Source organism: Rhodococcus sp. LMD, from assembly GCF_056108245.1.
Genome location: NZ_CM148557.1, coordinates 2,771,421 through 2,790,083 on the forward strand (window position 1 = coordinate 2,771,421; position 18,663 = coordinate 2,790,083).

General features: G+C 67.3%; 13 protein-coding genes and 3 rRNA genes. All 16 read right to left on the bottom strand.

The genetic code is table 11. The annotated features are described in order from the left end of the window. The 16 genes from ACWPQI_RS12775 to ACWPQI_RS12850 all read right to left on the bottom strand — a co-directional run bounded on the left by ACWPQI_RS12775 (position 1) and on the right by ACWPQI_RS12850 (position 18,646). Entirely contained in the window at positions 1 to 627 is a 627-nt protein-coding gene (locus tag ACWPQI_RS12775) for an NUDIX domain-containing protein (protein ID WP_048773822.1), read from the bottom strand. A 6-nt stretch (positions 628 to 633) separates the two neighbouring features. Beyond that, on the bottom strand, positions 634 to 2,418 hold the full coding sequence (locus ACWPQI_RS12780; RefSeq protein WP_026138095.1) for a CTP synthase: 1,785 nt from the start codon (positions 2,416 to 2,418) through the stop codon (positions 634 to 636). Positions 2,419 to 2,578: 160 nt separating this feature from the next. Then, a complete protein-coding gene (locus ACWPQI_RS12785; protein WP_010596546.1) occupies positions 2,579 to 3,529 on the bottom strand; it encodes a copper transporter in 951 nt (316 codons plus the stop codon). Beyond that, positions 3,526 to 4,710, bottom strand: a complete 1,185-nt coding sequence (gene steA / locus ACWPQI_RS12790) for a putative cytokinetic ring protein SteA (protein WP_010596547.1) — start codon at positions 4,708 to 4,710, stop codon at positions 3,526 to 3,528. The genes ACWPQI_RS12785 and steA overlap by 4 nt, the downstream gene beginning before the upstream one ends. 56 nt (positions 4,711 to 4,766) lie before the next feature. Beyond that, on the bottom strand, positions 4,767 to 6,560 hold the full coding sequence (gene recN / locus ACWPQI_RS12795) for a DNA repair protein RecN (RefSeq protein ID WP_017682149.1): 1,794 nt from the start codon (positions 6,558 to 6,560) through the stop codon (positions 4,767 to 4,769). Between the two features lies 1 nt (position 6,561). Further along, complete coding sequence (locus tag ACWPQI_RS12800; RefSeq protein ID WP_010596549.1) at positions 6,562 to 7,506, bottom strand: NAD kinase; 945 nt, start codon at positions 7,504 to 7,506, stop codon at positions 6,562 to 6,564. After that, on the bottom strand, positions 7,503 to 8,327 hold the full coding sequence (locus ACWPQI_RS12805; protein ID WP_010596550.1) for a TlyA family RNA methyltransferase: 825 nt from the start codon (positions 8,325 to 8,327) through the stop codon (positions 7,503 to 7,505). Before ACWPQI_RS12805 ends, ACWPQI_RS12800 begins: the two co-directional genes overlap by 4 nt. Position 8,328: 1 nt before the next feature. Continuing rightward, a complete protein-coding gene (locus ACWPQI_RS12810) occupies positions 8,329 to 8,496 on the bottom strand; it encodes a hypothetical protein (protein ID WP_010596551.1) in 168 nt (55 codons plus the stop codon). Positions 8,497 to 8,605: 109 nt separating this feature from the next. Then, positions 8,606 to 9,595, bottom strand: a complete 990-nt coding sequence (locus ACWPQI_RS12815; protein WP_048773824.1) for an HAD-IIA family hydrolase — start codon at positions 9,593 to 9,595, stop codon at positions 8,606 to 8,608. Next, the gene (locus ACWPQI_RS12820) at positions 9,592 to 10,797 is read right to left on the bottom strand and encodes a tetratricopeptide repeat protein (protein WP_072786395.1); all 1,206 of its coding nucleotides are present in this window, start codon (positions 10,795 to 10,797) and stop codon (positions 9,592 to 9,594) included. Before ACWPQI_RS12820 ends, ACWPQI_RS12815 begins: the two co-directional genes overlap by 4 nt. A 67-nt stretch (positions 10,798 to 10,864) precedes the next feature. Beyond that, positions 10,865 to 10,981, bottom strand: a 5S ribosomal RNA gene (gene rrf, locus ACWPQI_RS12825). A gap of 105 nt (positions 10,982 to 11,086) precedes the next feature. Beyond that, positions 11,087 to 14,219: ribosomal RNA gene (locus ACWPQI_RS12830) — 23S ribosomal RNA — on the bottom strand. A 304-nt stretch (positions 14,220 to 14,523) separates the two neighbouring features. After that, a 16S ribosomal RNA gene (locus tag ACWPQI_RS12835) occupies positions 14,524 to 16,046 on the bottom strand. The 16S, 23S and 5S rRNA genes sit together here, the layout of an rRNA operon. A gap of 461 nt (positions 16,047 to 16,507) precedes the next feature. Then, positions 16,508 to 17,785 carry a tyrosine--tRNA ligase gene (tyrS, locus tag ACWPQI_RS12840; protein ID WP_474738360.1) on the bottom strand — a complete coding sequence of 426 codons (1,278 nt, stop codon included), beginning with the start codon at positions 17,783 to 17,785 and terminating at the stop codon, positions 16,508 to 16,510. A 7-nt stretch (positions 17,786 to 17,792) separates the two neighbouring features. Next, positions 17,793 to 18,410: a DNA-3-methyladenine glycosylase gene (locus ACWPQI_RS12845; protein WP_010595387.1), complete on the bottom strand. Its 618-nt coding sequence runs from the start codon at positions 18,408 to 18,410 to the stop codon at positions 17,793 to 17,795. A gap of 2 nt (positions 18,411 to 18,412) precedes the next feature. Beyond that, positions 18,413 to 18,646, bottom strand: coding sequence for a Trm112 family protein (locus ACWPQI_RS12850; protein WP_010595386.1), 234 nt, complete (start codon positions 18,644 to 18,646; stop codon positions 18,413 to 18,415). Positions 18,647 to 18,663 lie beyond the last annotated feature (17 nt).

Sequence of the window (18,663 nt, forward strand, 5' to 3'; positions counted from 1 at the left end):
TCAGTTCCCGAGGCTCTTGGTGCGCAGCAGGGCGCGGGGCCGGTCGGGCCACTCGGCGTCGGCGGGACGCAGGGCCCCGTCGCGGCGGGTGGCGGCGAGAGCGAGGATTCCGGCGACCGCGGTGGCGTTGACGATCTGTCCGCCGAGCACCATGGCGACGGCCTCGTCGACGGGGACCCGGCGGATCTCGAGGTCCGCCTCCTCGTGTTCGGGGTCGGGCCGGTCGGCGGTGGACAGGTCCCGGGCCGCGTATACGCGCACGGCCTCGTCGGTGAACCCCGGGGACAGGGCGAGGTCGACGAGCAGGTCCCAGCGGGCGGCGGCCAGGCCGGTCTCCTCGGTGAGTTCCCGGCGGGCCGCGTCGAGCGGGTCCTCGCCGGGCGCGTCGAGCAGCCCGGCGGGCAGCTCCCAGAGGCGGTGGCCGAGCGGGTGGCGGTACTGGTGGATGAGGATCAGCCGATCCTGTGCGTCGACCGCGGCGATCGCGACGGCGCCGTGGTGTTCGACCACCTCCCGCTCGGCCTCGTGCCCGTCGGGCATGGCGACCCGGTCCACGCGCAGCGACACGATGGCGCCGGTGTGGATCCGGCGTGTGGACAGTGTCCGGAACTCGTGTCGCTGCGTCACGGTCGGCTACTTGCCGCCGGCGGTGGCGTTCTCGGACACGGTGGCGTCCTCGGACACGGTCGGCGCCGCGGCGCCGCCGTCGACCAGGGCGTGGTCGGCGTCGTCGCCGTGCACGTCCACCGGCAGCCGCTCGGCGGCCTTGTACCGCAGCGCGGCCGCGACGAATGCGGAGAACAGCGGGTGCGGCCGGGTGGGGCGGCTCTTGAGCTCGGGATGCGCCTGGGTGGCCACGAAGAACGGGTGCACGTCGGCGGGGTATTCGACGAACTCGACGAGATGCCCGTCCGGGGAGGTGCCCGAGAAGGTCAGGCCCGACTTGGCGATCCGGTCGCGGTAGGCGTTGTTGACCTCGTAGCGGTGGCGATGCCGCTCGGAGACCCGTTCGCTGCCGTAGGCACGCGCGACGACCGAGCCCTTGGTGAGCACGGCCGGGTAGGAGCCGAGCCGCATCGTGCCGCCCAGGTCGGCTTCTCCCGCGACGGCCTGCTCCTGATCGGCCATCGTGGAGATCACCGGGTGGGTGGTGTCGGGGTCGAATTCGGCGGAGTTCGCGTCGGCGATGCCGACCGAGCGGGCCGCTTCGATGACCACGCACTGCAGGCCCAGGCACAGGCCGAGCAGCGGGATCTTGCGGGTGCGGGCGTAGCGGATCGCGCCGAGTTTGCCTTCGATGCCGCGGATGCCGAAGCCGCCGGGGATCAGGACCGCGTCCACGTCGCCGAGCGCGGCCTGGGCGCCGGCCTCGGTTTCGCAGTCGTCGGAGGGCACCCAGCGGATGTCGACCTTGGCGCGGTGTGCGAACCCACCGGCCCGCAACGCCTCGGTGACCGACAGGTAGGCGTCGGGCAGGTCGACGTACTTGCCGACGAGGGCGACCCGCACGGTCTCGCGGGGCTGGTGCACCCGGTCGAGCAGATCACCCCACACGGTCCAGTCCACGTCGCGGAACGGCAGGCCGAGCTGGCGGACGACGTAGGCGTCCAGGCCTTCGCGGTGCAGGACCTTGGGGATGTCGTAGATCGACGGGGCGTCGGGGCAGGAGATGCAGCCGTCGACGTCCACGTCGCACATCAGCGCGATCTTCGCCTTGAGGGCGGCGGGGACCTCCCGATCGCAGCGCAGCACCAGCGCGTCGGGCTGGATGCCGATGTTGCGCAGCGCCGCCACCGAGTGCTGGGTGGGCTTGGTCTTCAGCTCGCCCGACGGGGCCAGGTAGGGCACGAGGGAGACGTGCAGGAAGAAGACGTTGCCGCGACCGACGTCGTGGCGGACCTGGCGAGCCGCTTCGAGGAAGGGCTGGGACTCGATGTCGCCGACGGTTCCCCCGATCTCGGTGATGACCACGTCGGGAACGTTGCCGTCCTTGTCGGGGCCGGCCATCGCCATGATCCGGTTCTTGATCTCGTCGGTGATGTGCGGGATCACCTGGACGGTGTCGCCGAGGTACTCGCCGCGCCGCTCCTTGGCGATGACCGTGGAGTAGATCTGGCCGGTGGTGACGTTGGCGGCGGCGTTGAGATCGCGGTCGAGGAAGCGTTCGTAGTGGCCCACGTCCAGGTCGGTTTCGGCGCCGTCCTCGGTGACGAAGACCTCGCCGTGCTGGAAGGGGTTCATGGTGCCGGGATCGACATTCAGGTAGGGGTCGAGCTTCTGCATGGTCACGCGCATTCCGCGCGCGGTGAGAAGAGCGCCCAGGCTCGATGCCGTCAGCCCCTTGCCCAACGAGGAGGCGACACCCCCACTGACGAAGATGTGCTTGGTGGCGGTACGCGAGTGGCGTGACTGTGGCAAAGAAGCTCCCGTGACGTCTGGTGCAGGACTTCGGACTGATGACGGAACAACTGGGGCCTGCACGACCCACGGAACTTCACGGTAACACCTGCCGCGGGTCCCGCGTACACGACTCGCCCGGATCGGACGGGGATCACACCGTCCGCCGCGGCGCGCCCCGTCAGCGGGCGGCGGTTCCGACGGTGACGGCGCCGGCGTTGGGCCCGGTTCCGTACCGGCCCGACACCCCGGCGAGCTGTTCCTGCAGCGCCAGCACCGTGGTGATACGGCCGGATTCGCGGTCGACGGTGTCGACCGTGGACAGACCGGCCGACAGCGCCGCGTCGGCCCGCACCACGGCAACGGCCCCGTTGCCGACGGCGGCGCCGGGCCGTCCGGCCAGGACCGTGCCGGCGCCCCGGGAGTCGAACGCGGCGGCGAAGCGGGCCAGCAGCGCGCCGCGGTTACCGCCGGCCTCGGCCCCGGCCTCCCCGTCGCCGGTGACGACGATCGCGGCCTGCGCGGGCTCGACGGTCCCGTCGTCGTATGCGACGAATCCGCCGCCGCGCAGCGTGGACAGGGCGAGGTCGCGTTCCTGGGGGGTGCTGCGCGGTTGCGCGTTCGCCGGATCGACGAGCAGCACGGCGCCGAGCAGGTCGCCGGCCAGGCTGCCCTGGTCCACGGCGCCGGTCTGCAACTGCACCCCGGCGGGCACGACGTTGGTGACGGTGGTGCGCAACTGGTCGGCGCCCGCGGCGTCGACGAAGGACTCGGTCAGCGAGATCCGGCCGGTCACGGCGGCGCCCGCGGCCTCGACGGTGCGGATCACCGCGTCCAGGTCCGCCGGGTCGGTGTCGGGGGTGGCGATCATGAGCACCGTGCGACCGGCGAGCGTGTCGCGCACGATGCGTCCGGACACGGCGGCGTCGAAGCCGTCCGCCGCGTTGAGCTGCTCGGTGAGCGCGTTGGTGCGGTCCTCGGCGTCCTGCAGCCGGCGCTGCAACTCGGACCGGTCGTCGCGCAGGCCGGCGACGACGCTGTCCGACAACAGCCCGGAGCCGAGGGCGATGCCCACGGCCAGGGCGAGGAAGACTGCTGCGATCGAGATTGCGTGGTGACGCAACGAGATCACGCGGTCAGCCCCTGCACCCACACCACGAGGCTGTCCCAGCTCTGCACGGCCCAGTCCACGACGTCGCCGCCGAGGTTGGACACGATCAGGGCGACGATCACGGCGATCAGCGCGGCGAACACCAGCAGGGCGATCACCCCGCCGGAGACGCGGCTGCGGTAGAGGGTGGCGACGGCCTTGGCGTCGACCAGTTTCGGGCCCACCTTCAGCCGGGTCATGAACGCCGACGGGTTGCTGTCACGGCGGCCCTGGTCGAAGAACTCGTCGAGCGAGACGGTGCTGCCGACGGTGACGACGAGGGCGGCGCCGTGGTGGTCGGCGAGCAGCAGCGCCAGGTCGGCGGGGGCGCCGGTGGCGGGGAATGTCATCGCGCCGATGCCCAGGTCCTGGATCCGTTCGAGACCGGGCGCGTGACCGTCGTGATCGGCCGGCAGCACCACCTCGGCGCCGGACTTGAGGGTTTCGGTGCCGATCTCGTCCGGGTCGCCGACGATCAGATCCGGCCGGTACCCGGCGCGGACGAGCGTGTCGGCGCCGGTGCCGACACCGACGAGGATCGGCGAGTACTCCTTGATGAACGGTTTGAGATTCTTCAGGTCCTGCTCGTGGTCCGGTCCGTCCGCGACCACCACCACGTGCCGGTCGCGCAGGTCCACGTCGACGTCGGGCACTCCGACCCCGTCGATGAGCAGCGGGCTCTCCGAACGGATGAACTCGATGGTGTTGCCCGAGAACGCCTCGAGGTGGTCGACCAGACCGGTTTTCGCCTCGATCATGCGGTCGGAGATCTCGGTCTCGGTCTGCTCCTCGCCCTGGATCAGCAGCCGCTCCCCGGAATAGACCCCGCCCTCGTGCAGGCGAACCTTGGCGCCGTCCTTGATCTTCTTGAACACCTCGGGACCGGTGTTGTCGATCAGGGCGATGCCGTTGGCCACGAGCACCTCGGGGCCGAGGTTCGGGTAGCGGCCGGTGATCGACGTCGAGGCGTTGACCACGGCGGTCACTCCCGCCTCGACGAGCGCGTCGGCAGTGACGCGGTCCATGTCGACGGCGTCGAGAACGACGATGTCGCCGGGACCGACCCGACGCAGGAGCTTGGTCTGGTTCTTGTCGACCCGGGCAATGCCGCTCACTCCGGGCAACGTTTCGTTATTGCGTGACAGCAGCGCCGGCATCTTCATGGCATCGATGATGAACCCGGGCCGCGGTCGGGCAACGGAGGCGCGCCGGGGCGGGATCAGCCCCGGCGTTCGGCGTGCGCGGTGGCGAGCAGTTCCTCGGCGTGGGCCCGGCCCGTCTCGGTGTCGCCGAGACCGGCGAGCATGCGGGCGAGTTCGGCGACTCGTTCGGTCTCGGTGAGGGTGCGCACCCCGCTGCTGACGACGCCGCCCGCGTCGTCGACCTTGTCGACGACGAGATGGGTGTCGGCGAATGCAGCGACCTGCGGTAGATGGGTGACCACGATGACCTGATGCGTGCGGGACAACCGGGCCAGGCGCCGGCCGATCTCGACCGCCGCGCGACCGCCGACCCCCGCATCGACCTCGTCGAACACCATCGTGGCGCCGCGCTCGGATCCGGCCAGCACCACCTCGAGCGCGAGCATCACGCGGGAGAGCTCGCCGCCGGAGGCGCTGCGGGCGATCGGCAGGGACCGGGCGCCGCTGTGCGCGGCGAGCCGGAACTCGACGTCGTCGACACCCGACGTGCCGGCGTGCAGCAACCGCCCGCCGACCTCGAGAGGTGCGCTGTCCTGCGGTCCCGCCTCCCGGTCCCGCACCTGCACGTCCAGACTCGCCCGTCCCATCGCCAGGCCGGAGAGCTCCTTGCTCACCGCCTTGGCGAGCTTGTCGGCAGCCTTCCTGCGGGCGGCGGTGAGGGCGGTGGCGGCTTCGGCGGTCGCGGCCGCCTCACGGTCGGCGCGTGCGGCGAGCTCGGCGACCGCATCGGCGGACACGTCGATCCGCGACAACCGATCACGGGCGTCGCGGGCCCACGCGAGCACGCCGTCGATGTCCGCGGCGTACTTGCGGGTGAGCGATTTCAGCTCGGCCTGACGGCCGAGCAACGTCTCGAGGACACCCGGATCGGACGGCAGGTCCGACAGGTACCCGGACAGCTCGCCCGCGACGTCGGTGACCACGGCGATGGCCTCGTCGAGCCGCGGCCCGAGCTCGCGCAGGGCGGGGTCCTCGGCCGCCTCGAGGCGCGCCCGGGACTCCCCGAGCAGATCCAGCGCCGCCGCGCCGCCCACGTCGTCGCCGTCGCCGCCGGCGAGCGCGGCCTGTGCGCCCTGGGCGGAGTCGCGCAGCGAATCGAGGTCGCCGAGCCGGCGCACCTCGGCCACGATCCGGGTGTCCTCCCCCGGCTGCGGGTCGACCGCGTCGATCTCGTCGAGCGCGAACCGCAGGCGGTCCGCCTCCTGCGCGAGTTCGCGGGACTTCTCGGTGCGTTCGAGTAGTTCGTCCCGCGCGGCCAGCCAGCGCCGGCGGTGTTCCTGGTACGTCGACAGCAGCGACGTGATCGTCTTGCCGGCGAACCGGTCGAGCGCGGCGCGCTGCTGGTCGGGTCGCAGCAGCCGCAGCTGATCGTTCTGGCCGTGCACGGTCAGCAGCGGATCGGTGAACTCCGAGAGCACCCCCACCGGGACACTGCGACCGCCGAGGTGGGCGCGGGAGCGGCCGTCGCTGCCGACGGTGCGGACCGCGATGATGCTGCCGTCCTCGTCACGCTGGGCGCCGGTCGTCTCGAGCAGTCGCGCCACCTCCCGCTCGACGTGGCTGGGCACGGCGCCCGCCGCGCCCGAGCCGCCGTCGGCGTCGATGCAGAACCGACCCTCCACGACGGCGCGGGCGGCGCCGACACGGACGCGGGTAGGGTCGGCGCGGACCCCCGACAGTAGATGCAGGCTGGTCACGACCATGGTCTTGCCGGCTCCGGTTTCGCCGGTCAGGACGGTCAGACCGCCGTGGAACTGGGCGCCCGCCTCGGAGATGACCCCCAGATTGTCGATCCGGATCTCGGCAAGCACCTCACAGTCTCCTTCCCCGCCAGCCCTTCACCGGAAGATCGAACTTGCGCACCATTCGGTCGGCGAACGGCGCCGAGTCCAGGCGCACCCACCGCACGGGATGCTTGCCGCGGACCACCTCGAGCCGCCCACCCGCGGGCAGGTCGAGGGTGCGGCGGCCGTCGCAGAACACCAGCCCGTCGTGGCTGCCGGCGAGGGTCTCCACGGCGATCAGCGATTCCGGGCTGGTCACCATGGGCCGGGCGAACAGAGCGTGGGCGTTGCTGGGAATCACCAGCAACGCTTCGAGTTCCGGCCAGACGATCGGGCCGCCGGCGGAGAACGCGTAGGCGGTCGAGCCGGTCGGGGTGGCGATCAGCACTCCGTCGCATCCGAACGCCGACACCGGCCGACCGTCGACCTCGAGCACCACCTCGAGCACGCCCAGGCGGGACTTGTTCTCGAGGCTGGCCTCGTTGAGCGCCCATCCCCGGTCGACGATCGCGTCGTCGACCCGGATCGCGACGTCCAGCGTCATCCGCTCCTCGACCCGGTACTCGCGGCGCACCACCTGTGCCAGCGCCTCCTCGAGATGCTCGGTCTCGGCCTCGGCGAGGAAACCGATGCGTCCCAGGTTGATTCCGAGCACGGGCACCGTCGCGCACTGGGCCAGTTCGGCGGCGCGCAGGAAACTGCCGTCGCCGCCGAGCACGATCACCATCTCGCAACCCCGGGCGGCGTCCGGTCCGGGTTCGACGATGCGGACCCGGCCCTCGGGTCCGGCCAGGGGACCCAGACCGGTGCTGGCGACCTCGTCGTCGAGCACCCGCAGCCCGATGCCGGCCTCGCCGAAGATCTTCGCCGTGCGCTGCGCCGTCGCGGCGATCTCGACCCGTCCCGAGTGGGACACGAGCAGGACCTCGCGGGTCGCGCGCTCCGGGCCGGGCGCTGCACTATCTGTGGTCACTGGGGTCCTTCCTGCACGGCTCGTTCGACCAGCTCGACCACGTCCGCGTCCGGCTCGGCCGGGCCCGGTTCCCCGGCGCGCAGCCACAGGAAGTATTCGACATTGCCGGACGGACCGGGCAGCGGACTGGCCACCGCCCCGAGGGTACGCAGCCCGAGAGTCTGGGCTTCGCGCGCGACGTCGAGGACCGCCTCGGTCCGCAATGCCGCAGCCCGGACGACACCGCCACTGCCGACCCGCTCCTTCCCGACCTCGAACTGCGGTTTGACCATGGGTAGCAGATCTGCGCCCGCGGTCACGCACCGCACGAACGCCGGAAGCACCAGCTTCAGCGAGATGAAGGATAAATCCGCCACCACCAGCTCGACCGGCCCCCCGATCGCGTCCGCATCGATGTTACGCACGTTTGTTCGATCGATCACGCGGACCCGGTCGTCGGACTGCAGCCGCCACACCAGCTGGCCGTAGCCCACGTCGACGGCGACGACTTCCCGTGCGCCCTCGTGCAACAGCACGTCCGTGAAGCCCCCGGTGGAGGCCCCGGCGTCGAGACACCGCCGGCCGGCGACCCGAAGTCCCCGGTCGGTGAACGCCTCGAGGGCGCCGAGCAGCTTGTGAGCACCTCGTGACGCCCACTCCACCTCGTCGGCGACCTCGGTGACCAACAGGGGCGCCCCCGGATCGACTTGCGTCGCAGGCTTCGTCGCGACCGTGCCGTGGACGAGGACCCGTCCCGCAGCGATCAGCTCGCCGGCGTGCTCGCGGGACCGGGCGAGGCCCCGACGGACCAGCTCCGCGTCGACTCGCGCTCGCCGGGCCACGTCAGATCTTGTCCACGGTAGCGAGCGCCTGGACGAGCAGGTCGTGTGCCTGTTCGAGCAGCTGCGCCTGCCGCGGGATGATCTCGGACGGATCGGCCGCACCGACAGCGGTGTCGCGGGCACGCGTGAGCAGCCCCTCGACATCGGTGTGGATCGACCGAGGATCCATACCCGGATGGGAGCCTGGAAGGTGATCGCCTGGGCGTGGTATCGACGTGCTCATCATCGCCCACGCTAGTGCATGCCGGTGACGAACCGGCACACCACGCAGAACGGTCTCAGCGGGGCATTCCCCACCGCGCCAGCAGGTCGTCCGTCGCCACGACCCGACCGAAGCCGGGATGGGACCAGGCGACGTCGAGCACGGCACGAAGAGCAGCCATCGGGTCCGCGGCCGGTTGCGGGGCCAGATGCACGTCCCGACCGTCGAACGACACCGCGTGGGGCTCGCGCGTGCCCGGCCGCAGCTCGGCGGCCTCGCCGTCGAGACTCGCGAGCGAGTCCGCAACATAGGTGGGACGTTGCTCCGCCGGGGCCCGGAGCAGGTCCGCGACAGTGCTCACCCCGGTCAGCACCAGTAGCGAATCGACACCGACGGCATTCGCGCCGGCGATGTCGGTGTCGAGCCGGTCGCCGACCACGAGCGGACGCGAGGCACCGCTGCGCACGACGGCGTCCTCGATCAGTGGCGCGGCCGGTTTGCCGGCCACCAGCGGCTCACGTCCCGTCGCCGACCGCAGGGCCGCGACCATGGAACCGTTCCCGAGCACCAGACCTCGCTCGGTGGGCAGCGTCGAGTCGATGTTCGTCGCCACCCACAGCGCGCCGGAGCGCAGTGCGAGCGTCGCCTCGGCGAGAATGGCCCATCCGGTTTCCGGGGAATGCCCCTGCACGACCGCCACCGGGTCGGCGTCGGCGGAGCGTACCGGCACCAGCCCGACCCCGGCGACCTCGTCGACGAGGGCTTCGGTGCCGACCACCAGCACCGGCGCGCCGGCCGGAACCCGCTCCGCCAGCAGCCGGGCCGCGGACTGGGAGCTGGTGACCACGTTCGACTCGTCGGCCGCGAAACCGAGTTCGCGCAGGTGTTTGGCGACCTCACCGGGGCGGCGGCTCGCGTTGTTGGTGACGTAGAACAACCGCTCAGCCCCCTCGGACAGGGCCTCGCGGGCGCCCGGCACCGCTTCGGCGCCGCGGTAGACGGTGCCGTCCAGGTCGAGCAGAAGGACGTCGTAGTGGGTCCGCAACGATGCGCGCGTACCGGTCACAGATCCTCTCCGGTGAGCTCGGCGACGCGTTCCTCGGCGTCGGTGTCCCCCTCCAGATCGGCGGCGGCGGCGTTGAGGAACCACTTCAATCCGTCCTCGGTACGTCCCGCTGCCACGAGCGCGTCCGCATACGCGTAGAACAGGCGCGCGGCGGACGGTCCGGTGCGCGAGGCGTCCAGTTCCGGCGTCTGCAGGGTGACCACCGCCTGGTCGAACTGCCCCAGGTCCATCCGGGCACCCGCGACGACGATGCGCAGTTCGGTGGCCTCGTCTCCGGTCAGCGCCCGAGCCTCGTCGCTACGGCCCAGCTCGATCGCCCGTTCCGGTCGGCCGAGTCCGCGCTCGCAGTCCGCCATGACCGCCAGCAATCCGGGTCCACCGGCCATCCGGCGAGCGGCCCGCAACTCGGACAGGGCCTCCGCCCATTCGCCGGCGTGGTAGGCGGTGATGCCCGCTGCCTCCCGGACCACGGCGATGCGGCCGGCGCGCTGCCGCGCAGCACGCGCATGAGCCAGGGCGACACGGGGGTCGTCGTCGATGAGGCGGCCGGCCATGACCAGGTGCCGAGCCACCGCGTTGGCGTTCGACTTGTCGAGGCTCAGCAGATCCCGGCGGATGGTCGGATCGAGCTCCGACGCCTCGACGTCTTCGGGAAGATCCGGCTCGTCCGGTCGAGATTCGCGACGTCCAGCGGGAACGCCTTCCCGACCCCGGCCCGGGCCGAAGCCGCCTTCGCCGCCGCGGCGGCGCGGGGCGTTGCCGTCCCGCTGTTCGGGTCCGTGGCCGGCCCGGGACGTGCCGGTGCGCCGATCATCCCGGGTCCGATCGTCACGCCGGTCACCGGTGCGCCGATCGTCCCGGCGGTCGTCGTTCGTGCTTCGATGCGGACGCTCGCCGCGCCGTTCACCGTAGGGCCGGTCTCGCCGGTCTCCCGACGGGCGGTCGCTGCGGGGTCGCTCGGACCGGGTGCCCTCCCGGGAGTCGTCCCCGGCGCCCTTGGGTGCCTCACTTCGGCGTTCCCCGCGGAACGTGCGGTCCTCGCCGCGGCGATCCGGTCGGCCGGCGAATCCTTGCCGGCGGTCCTCGCTGCGGGCCTGACCCCGATCACCGCCTTGGCGACGTTCGCCGCTGTCTCCGCGTCCCGACCTGGGAGTGGACCCTCCACCCCGGAAGGATCGACGCTCACCATTGTTGTCGGACACAGAAAAATCCTTTCACGAAAAACGACGAGAGGGGACCCACCAGGTGGGTCCCCTCTCGGTAACGGGTGTTCGGCGGTGTCCTACTCTCCCACACCCTGTCGGGTGCAGTACCATCGGCGCAGACAGGCTTAGCTTCCGGGTTCGGAATGGGACCGGGCGTTTCCCTGTCGCTATGGCCGCCGTAACTCTGCGAAACGTCACGCATCAGAGTTCTCGAATACCCTTGTCGGGCTTCGGTATCTGATGTGTGTGCTGTTTCAGATACCGCACAGTGGACGCGTAGCTTCTTCGTGGTAAGTCCTCGGCCTATTAGTACCGGTCACCTGCATGCGTTGCCGCACTTCCAGTTCCGGCCTATCAACCCGGTGGTCTGCCGGGGGCCTTACCCCCTCAAGGGGGTGAGAAACCTCATCTTGGAACAGGCTTCCCGCTTAGATGCTTTCAGCGGTTATCCCTTCCGAACGTAGCCAACCAGCCGTGCCCCTGGCGGGACAACTGGCACACCAGAGGTTCGTCCGTCCCGGTCCTCTCGTACTAGGGACAGCCTTCCTCAAGTTTCTAACGCGCGCGGCGGATAGAGACCGAACTGTCTCACGACGTTCTAAACCCAGCTCGCGTGCCGCTTTAATGGGCGAACAGCCCAACCCTTGGGACCTACTCCAGCCCCAGGATGCGACGAGCCGACATCGAGGTGCCAAACCATCCCGTCGATATGGACTCTTGGGGAAGATCAGCCTGTTATCCCCGGGGTACCTTTTATCCGTTGAGCGACACCGCTTCCACATGCCGGTGCCGGATCACTAGTCCCGACTTTCGTCCCTGCTCGACCTGTCGGTCTCACAGTCAAGCTCCCTTGTGCACTTGCACTCGACACCTGATTGCCAACCAGGCTGAGGGAACCTTTGGGCGCCTCCGTTACATTTTGGGAGGCAACCGCCCCAGTTAAACTACCCACCAGGCACTGTCCCTGAACCCGATCAGGGTCCGAGGTTAGAGGTCCAATACGATCAGAGTGGTATTTCAACAACGACTCCACGGTAACTGGCGTCACCGCTTCACAGTCTCCCACCTATCCTACACAAACCGAACCGAACACCAATACCAAGCTGTAGTGAAGGTCCCGGGGTCTTTTCGTCCTGCCGCGCGTAACGAGCATCTTTACTCGTAATGCAATTTCGCCGAGTCTGTGGTTGAGACAGCAGAGAAGTCGTTACGCCATTCGTGCAGGTCGGAACTTACCCGACAAGGAATTTCGCTACCTTAGGATGGTTATAGTTACCACCGCCGTTTACTGGGGCTTAAATTCTCAGCTTCGCGGATCGCTCCGCTGACCGGTCCTCTTAACCTTCCAGCACCGGGCAGGCGTCAGTCCGTATACCTCGTCTTACGACTTCGCACGGACCTGTGTTTTTAGTAAACAGTCGCTTCTCTCTGGTCTCTGCGACCACCCCCAGCTCCGACCGCGAAGGTCTTCACCAGGGCTGGTCCCCCTTCTCCCGAAGTTACGGGGGCATTTTGCCGAGTTCCTTAACCACAGTTCTCTCGATCGCCTCGGTATTCTCTACCTGACCACCTGTGTCGGTTTGGGGTACGGGCCGTGTGAAAGCTCGCTAGAGGCTTTTCTCGGCAGCATAGGATCATGGAATTCGCCTCATTCGGCTACGCATCACCTCTCAGGCTCGTGCGACACGGATTTGCCTATGTCACGCCCTACAGGCTTACACCGGTACAACCACTGACCGGCCCCACTACCTTCCTGCGTCACCCCATCGCTTGGCTACTACCAGATCGGGTCCCGTGCATCCACACGACCGATTCCCGAAGGAACCGGCCGGCTTCAGGACGGTTAGCATCACTGATTCACCAGGGGCGCGTTCACACGGGTACGGGAATATCAACCCGTTGTCCATCGACTACGCCTGTCGGCCTCGCCTTAGGTCCCGACTCACCCTGGGCGGATTAACCTGGCCCAGGAACCCTTGGTCATTCGGCGGACGAGTTTCTCACTCGTCTTTCGCTACTCATGCCTGCATTCTCACTCGCGCCGCCTCCACACCTGGATCACTCCGGCGCTTCCCCGGCGGCACGACGCTCCCCTACCCACCCACACCACTGCACCCGTCTCCGCAGAAACGAGTGGGTGTTGTGTGAGTGCCGCGGCTTCGGCGGTGTACTTGAGCCCCGCTACATTGTCGGCGCAGAACCACTTGACCAGTGAGCTATTACGCACTCTTTCAAGGGTGGCTGCTTCTAAGCCAACCTCCTGGTTGTCTCAGCGATCCCACATCCTTTTCCACTTAGTACACGCTTAGGGGCCTTAGCCGGCGATCTGGGCTGTTTCCCTCTCGACTACGAAGCTTATCCCCCGCAGTCTCACTGCCGCGCTCTCACTCACCGGCATTCGGAGTTTGGCTGATTTCGGTAAGCTTGTGGGCCCCCTAGACCATCCAGTAGCTCTACCTCCGGTGAGAAACACGCGACGCTGCACCTAAATGCATTTCGGGGAGAACCAGCTATCACGGAGTTTGATTGGCCTTTCACCCCTACCCACAGCTCATCCCCTCAGTTTTCAACCTAAGTGGGTTCGGGCCTCCACGACGTCTTACCGTCGCTTCACCCTGGCCATGGGTAGATCACTCCGCTTCGGGTCTAGAACATGCCACTGATACGCCCTGTTCGGACTCGCTTTCGCTACGACTACCCCACACGGGTTAACCTCGCGACATGCCACTAACTCGCAGGCTCATTCTTCAAAAGGCACGCCGTCACCCCCAGCAGACCAAACTGCTCGAAGGCTCCGACGGATTGTAAGCGCACGGTTTCAGGTACTATTTCACTCCCCTCCCGGGGTACTTTTCACCTTTCCCTCACGGTACTAGTCCGCTATCGGTCACCAGGGAGTATTCAGGCTTATCGGGTGGTCCCGACAGATTCACAGCAGATTTCACGGGCCCGCTGCTACTCGGGCACCCTCCACGAGAGCCGGCATGTTTTCGTCTACGGGATTCTCACCCTCTACGACGGGCCGTTCCAGACCACTTCGACTAACACACCGGTTTCTTACTCTCGCCCACCATGACAGTGATGGGAAGAAGGGCCCCACGACCCCACGAGTGCAACGCCTGCCAGCTCTCACACACCCGCGGTTTAGCCTCTTCCGCTTTCGCTCGCCACTACTCACGGAATCACATGTTGTTTTCTCTTCCTGTGGGTACTGAGATGTTTCACTTCCCCACGTTCCCTCCACACGCCCTATATATTCAGGCGCGGGTAACACGACATCACTCGTGCTGGGTTTCCCCATTCGGAAATCCTCGGATCACAGCTCGGTTGACAGCTCCCCGAGGCATATCGCAGCCTCCCACGTCCTTCATCGGCTCCTGGTGCCAAGGCATCCACCGTACGCTCATAAACACTTACAACAAAGATGCTCGCGTCCACTGTGCAGTTCTCAAACAACACACAACACCCACTACTCACCCCACCGACCGGCAGAAGCTTTGACAGGCATCGTCGCTGATCGAACACTCGCGTGTTCTCTCAGGACCCAACAGTGCACCGATATAACTCTCTTCCCGCCGGCACTCGGACCGGCGGTGACGAAGAAAATACCTGTCAGCGTTCCACCCATGAGCACCACCGGATTACGTGTGAATCCGAAATGGCTCTGCCTGCATGCGTTTACCGTCCCCGACTGCTCGGGGTGCACGAGGAGTTGCTCCTTAGAAAGGAGGTGATCCAGCCGCACCTTCCGGTACGGCTACCTTGTTACGACTTCGTCCCAATCGCCGATCCCACCTTCGACGGCTCCCTCCCACGAGGGGTTAGGCCACCGGCTTCGGGTGTTACCGACTTTCATGACGTGACGGGCGGTGTGTACAAGGCCCGGGAACGTATTCACCGCAGCGTTGCTGATCTGCGATTACTAGCGACTCCGACTTCACGGGGTCGAGTTGCAGACCCCGATCCGAACTGAGACCGGCTTTAAGGGATTCGCTCCACCTCGCGGTATCGCAGCCCTCTGTACCGGCCATTGTAGCATGTGTGAAGCCCTGGACATAAGGGGCATGATGACTTGACGTCGTCCCCACCTTCCTCCGAGTTGACCCCGGCAGTCTCCTGCGAGTCCCCACCATTACGTGCTGGCAACACAGGACAAGGGTTGCGCTCGTTGCGGGACTTAACCCAACATCTCACGACACGAGCTGACGACAGCCATGCACCACCTGTACACCGACCACAAGGGAAACCCCATCTCTGGGGCGGTCCGGTGTATGTCAAACCCAGGTAAGGTTCTTCGCGTTGCATCGAATTAATCCACATGCTCCGCCGCTTGTGCGGGCCCCCGTCAATTCCTTTGAGTTTTAGCCTTGCGGCCGTACTCCCCAGGCGGGGCGCTTAATGCGTTAGCTACGGCACGGATCCCGTGGAAGGAAACCCACACCTAGCGCCCACCGTTTACGGCGTGGACTACCAGGGTATCTAATCCTGTTCGCTACCCACGCTTTCGCTCCTCAGCGTCAGTTACTGCCCAGAGACCCGCCTTCGCCACCGGTGTTCCTCCTGATATCTGCGCATTTCACCGCTACACCAGGAATTCCAGTCTCCCCTGCAGTACTCAAGTCTGCCCGTATCGCCTGCAAGCCCGCAGTTGAGCTGCGGGTTTTCACAGACGACGCGACAAACCGCCTACGAGCTCTTTACGCCCAGTAATTCCGGACAACGCTCGCACCCTACGTATTACCGCGGCTGCTGGCACGTAGTTGGCCGGTGCTTCTTCTGTACCTACCGTCACTTGCGCTTCGTCGGTACTGAAAGAGGTTTACAACCCGAAGGCCGTCATCCCTCACGCGGCGTCGCTGCATCAGGCTTGCGCCCATTGTGCAATATTCCCCACTGCTGCCTCCCGTAGGAGTCTGGGCCGTGTCTCAGTCCCAGTGTGGCCGGTCGCCCTCTCAGGCCGGCTACCCGTCGTCGCCTTGGTGGGCCGTTACCCCACCAACAAGCTGATAGGCCGCGGGCCCATCCTGCACCGGAAAACCTTTCCACCCCGGAACATGCATCCCGAGGTCCTATCCGGTATTAGACCCAGTTTCCCAGGCTTATCCCGAAGTGCAGGGCAGATCACCCACGTGTTACTCACCCGTTCGCCACTAATCCACCCAGCAAGCTGGGCTTCATCGTTCGACTTGCATGTGTTAAGCACGCCGCCAGCGTTCGTCCTGAGCCAGGATCAAACTCTCCGTTGAAGACTCTCAATCAAACCCCGAAGGGCCGATCAGCCATAAGCGTAGAGCCGAATCACTAGCAAAAAACTCAAACTAGCAAAAACACTGACCACCACAGACGGAAGAATGCGGCAGCCAGCAACAACCACCCCACAAAAGTGAAGTGGCCGCACCAAAATAATTTGGCACTGACATTCATCGGCACACTGTTGAGTTCTCAAAGAACACGCACACACCGTCGCTTCGCGCTCTCGCGTTCGGCTCCGGGGCAACCGTTCTATCCTAACACTCCGAGTTCACCTACGCAATCAGCGTCTGCGATCATCGTGTCGGCCGTTCGGTCGGTCAGGACACAACCAACTTCCGTACCTCTCGGTCCGGGTCGGTGTCCGTGTCGCTCGAACGACGACAAAGTTACGCCACCGCTAACGGGCCGTCAAACCCGCAGGTCAGCGGCCCGTCAGCGGGTGAGGGCGTTCTCGTCAGCCGCGCTCGACGCGGACGCCGGCGAAGTTGCGCTTGCCTCGCCGCAGCACGAGCCAGCGACCGTGCAGAAGATCCGCACTCGACGGGACCCAGTCCTCGGACGCGACGCGCTGGTTGTTCACGGAGGCGCCCCCTTCCTTGATCGTGCGCCGGGCCGCGCCCTTGCTCTCGCACAGACCTGTTGCGACGAGCAGGTCGACGATCGTGTCGGGTTGCCCGTCGCGCACCTCGGCGACGGAAGCCTCTGCCAGGGCGGCGGAAAGGGTCGCCTCGTCCAGCTCCGAAAGCTCGCCTCGCCCGAACAACGCCCGACTCGCCAGTTCGACCGCGCGAGTGTTCGCCTCTCCGTGAACGAGAGTCGTCATCTCGGCCGCGAGCCGGCGCTGCGCTTCACGGGCGTGCGGCCGCTCGGCCGTCGCCGTCTCGAGTTCGGCGAGCTCCTCCTGATCCAGGAAGGTGAACCACCGCAGGTACTTCACGACGTCGGCATCCGCGGCGTTGACGAAGTACTGGTACCAGGCATAGGGGGTGGTCATCTGCGGATCGAGCCACAGGCTTCCGCCGCCGGTGGACTTTCCGAATTTCTTTCCGTCGGCGGAGGTGACGAGCGGGACCGTGAGCGCATGCACTGCCGCGGCGTCCGTCCGCCGGTTGAGCTCGACGCCCGCGATGATGTTGCCCCACTGGTCCGATCCACCCACCTGCAGGGTGCACCCGTGCTGACGACGCAACTGCACGTAGTCGTTGGCCTGGAGCAGCATGTAGCTGAATTCGGTGTACGAGATGCCGTCGCCCTCGAGCCGGCGTCTGACGGTGTCGCGCGCGAGCATGACGTTGACGGAGAAGTGCTTGCCGACATCGCGGAGGAAGTCGACGACGCTGAGGGAGGAGGTCCAGTCGGCGTTGTTCACGACGATCGCGCTGGTCGGGGAATCGTCGAAGTCGACGAACCGCTCGAGCTGCCCACGGATGCGTTCGGCCCACTCGGCGACCGTGTCCGCCGAGTTCATGGTCCGCTCCCCCACCTCGCGCGGGTCGCCGATCATGCCGGTGGCGCCGCCGGCCAGCACGATCGGCCGGTGGCCCGCCCGCTGAAAGCGCTTGAGTGCGAGCAACGGCACGAGGTGACCCGCGTGCAGACTGGGGCCGGTCGGGTCGAATCCGGCATAGAGCGTGACCGGGCCCGCGTCGAGGTCGCGGCGGAGTGTGTCGAGGTCGGTCGATTGGGCGATCAGCCCGCGCCAGGTCAGTTCGTCGAGGATGTGCTCAGTCACTGCTCGATCATCCCATCCGGCGCGGAGCGGCCGGCGCGCGCGGGCTGCGCCGGTAGGCCGACACGCCCACCGCCCCCGGAATCCACAGCCGCCACGGCCGCTCGGCCGCGACGCTGATACCCACGCGGGGTCCCGCCGCGACCCGCTCGGCGTCCCCCAGGGTGAGCCTCACCGAGGCGCCTTCGTCGAGCACGTCGATCCCGTTGTCCGCGAGCGTCAGTCCCAGAGCCTCGGCCAGGTTGCCGGGTCCGCGGGCGAGGTTCGACGCCGGAGTCCCGGCCGTTCGCCGGGCACGGACGGTCTCCTCCCCCGCAACGACTTCCGCGCCTCGCAGCAGCACGGCGGCAGCCACTCCGTCGGCTCCGACCGAGATGTTGGCGCAGTGGTGCAGCCCGTAGCTGCGGTAGACGTAGAGATGGCCCGCGGGGCCGAACATCACCGCGTTCCGAGGCGTACGTCCCCGGTAGGAATGCGCCGCCGGATCGGGCCAGGGACCGTCCTCGGGGCCCCCGTAGGCCTCCACCTCCGTGATCCGCAGCACCACCTCGCCCGCACACAGCGTGGCACCGAGGATCGTGTGGGCCGCCTTCAGCGGATCGACCGCGGTGAGCCGCTCGAACGCCACGGTCAGTCCGTCACCGGGTCCTCGGTCCAACCGGCCACCCCGCGCGCGACATAGTCCTCGTGTTCGGCGTCGGTCACGTCTCGGGCCTCGTCGACGAGGAGGACGGGGATGCCGTTCTCGATCGGATACGCCCGGCGCAACCGCGGGTTGTAGAGGACCGAATCGTCGACGAGGAGCAGCGGCCCCTTGTCCTGCGGGCAGGCCAGGATGCTCAGCAGCGTGGGATCGACAGCCACGGTTGTCCTCTCGACGG

Coding starts and splice junctions, on each gene's coding strand:
- ACWPQI_RS12810 (WP_010596551.1), bottom strand. CDS start 8,496: ATGGATCCTCGGTCGATCCACACCGATGTCGAGGGGCTGCTCACGCGT.
- steA (WP_010596547.1), bottom strand. CDS start 4,710: ATGAAGATGCCGGCGCTGCTGTCACGCAATAACGAAACGTTGCCCGGA.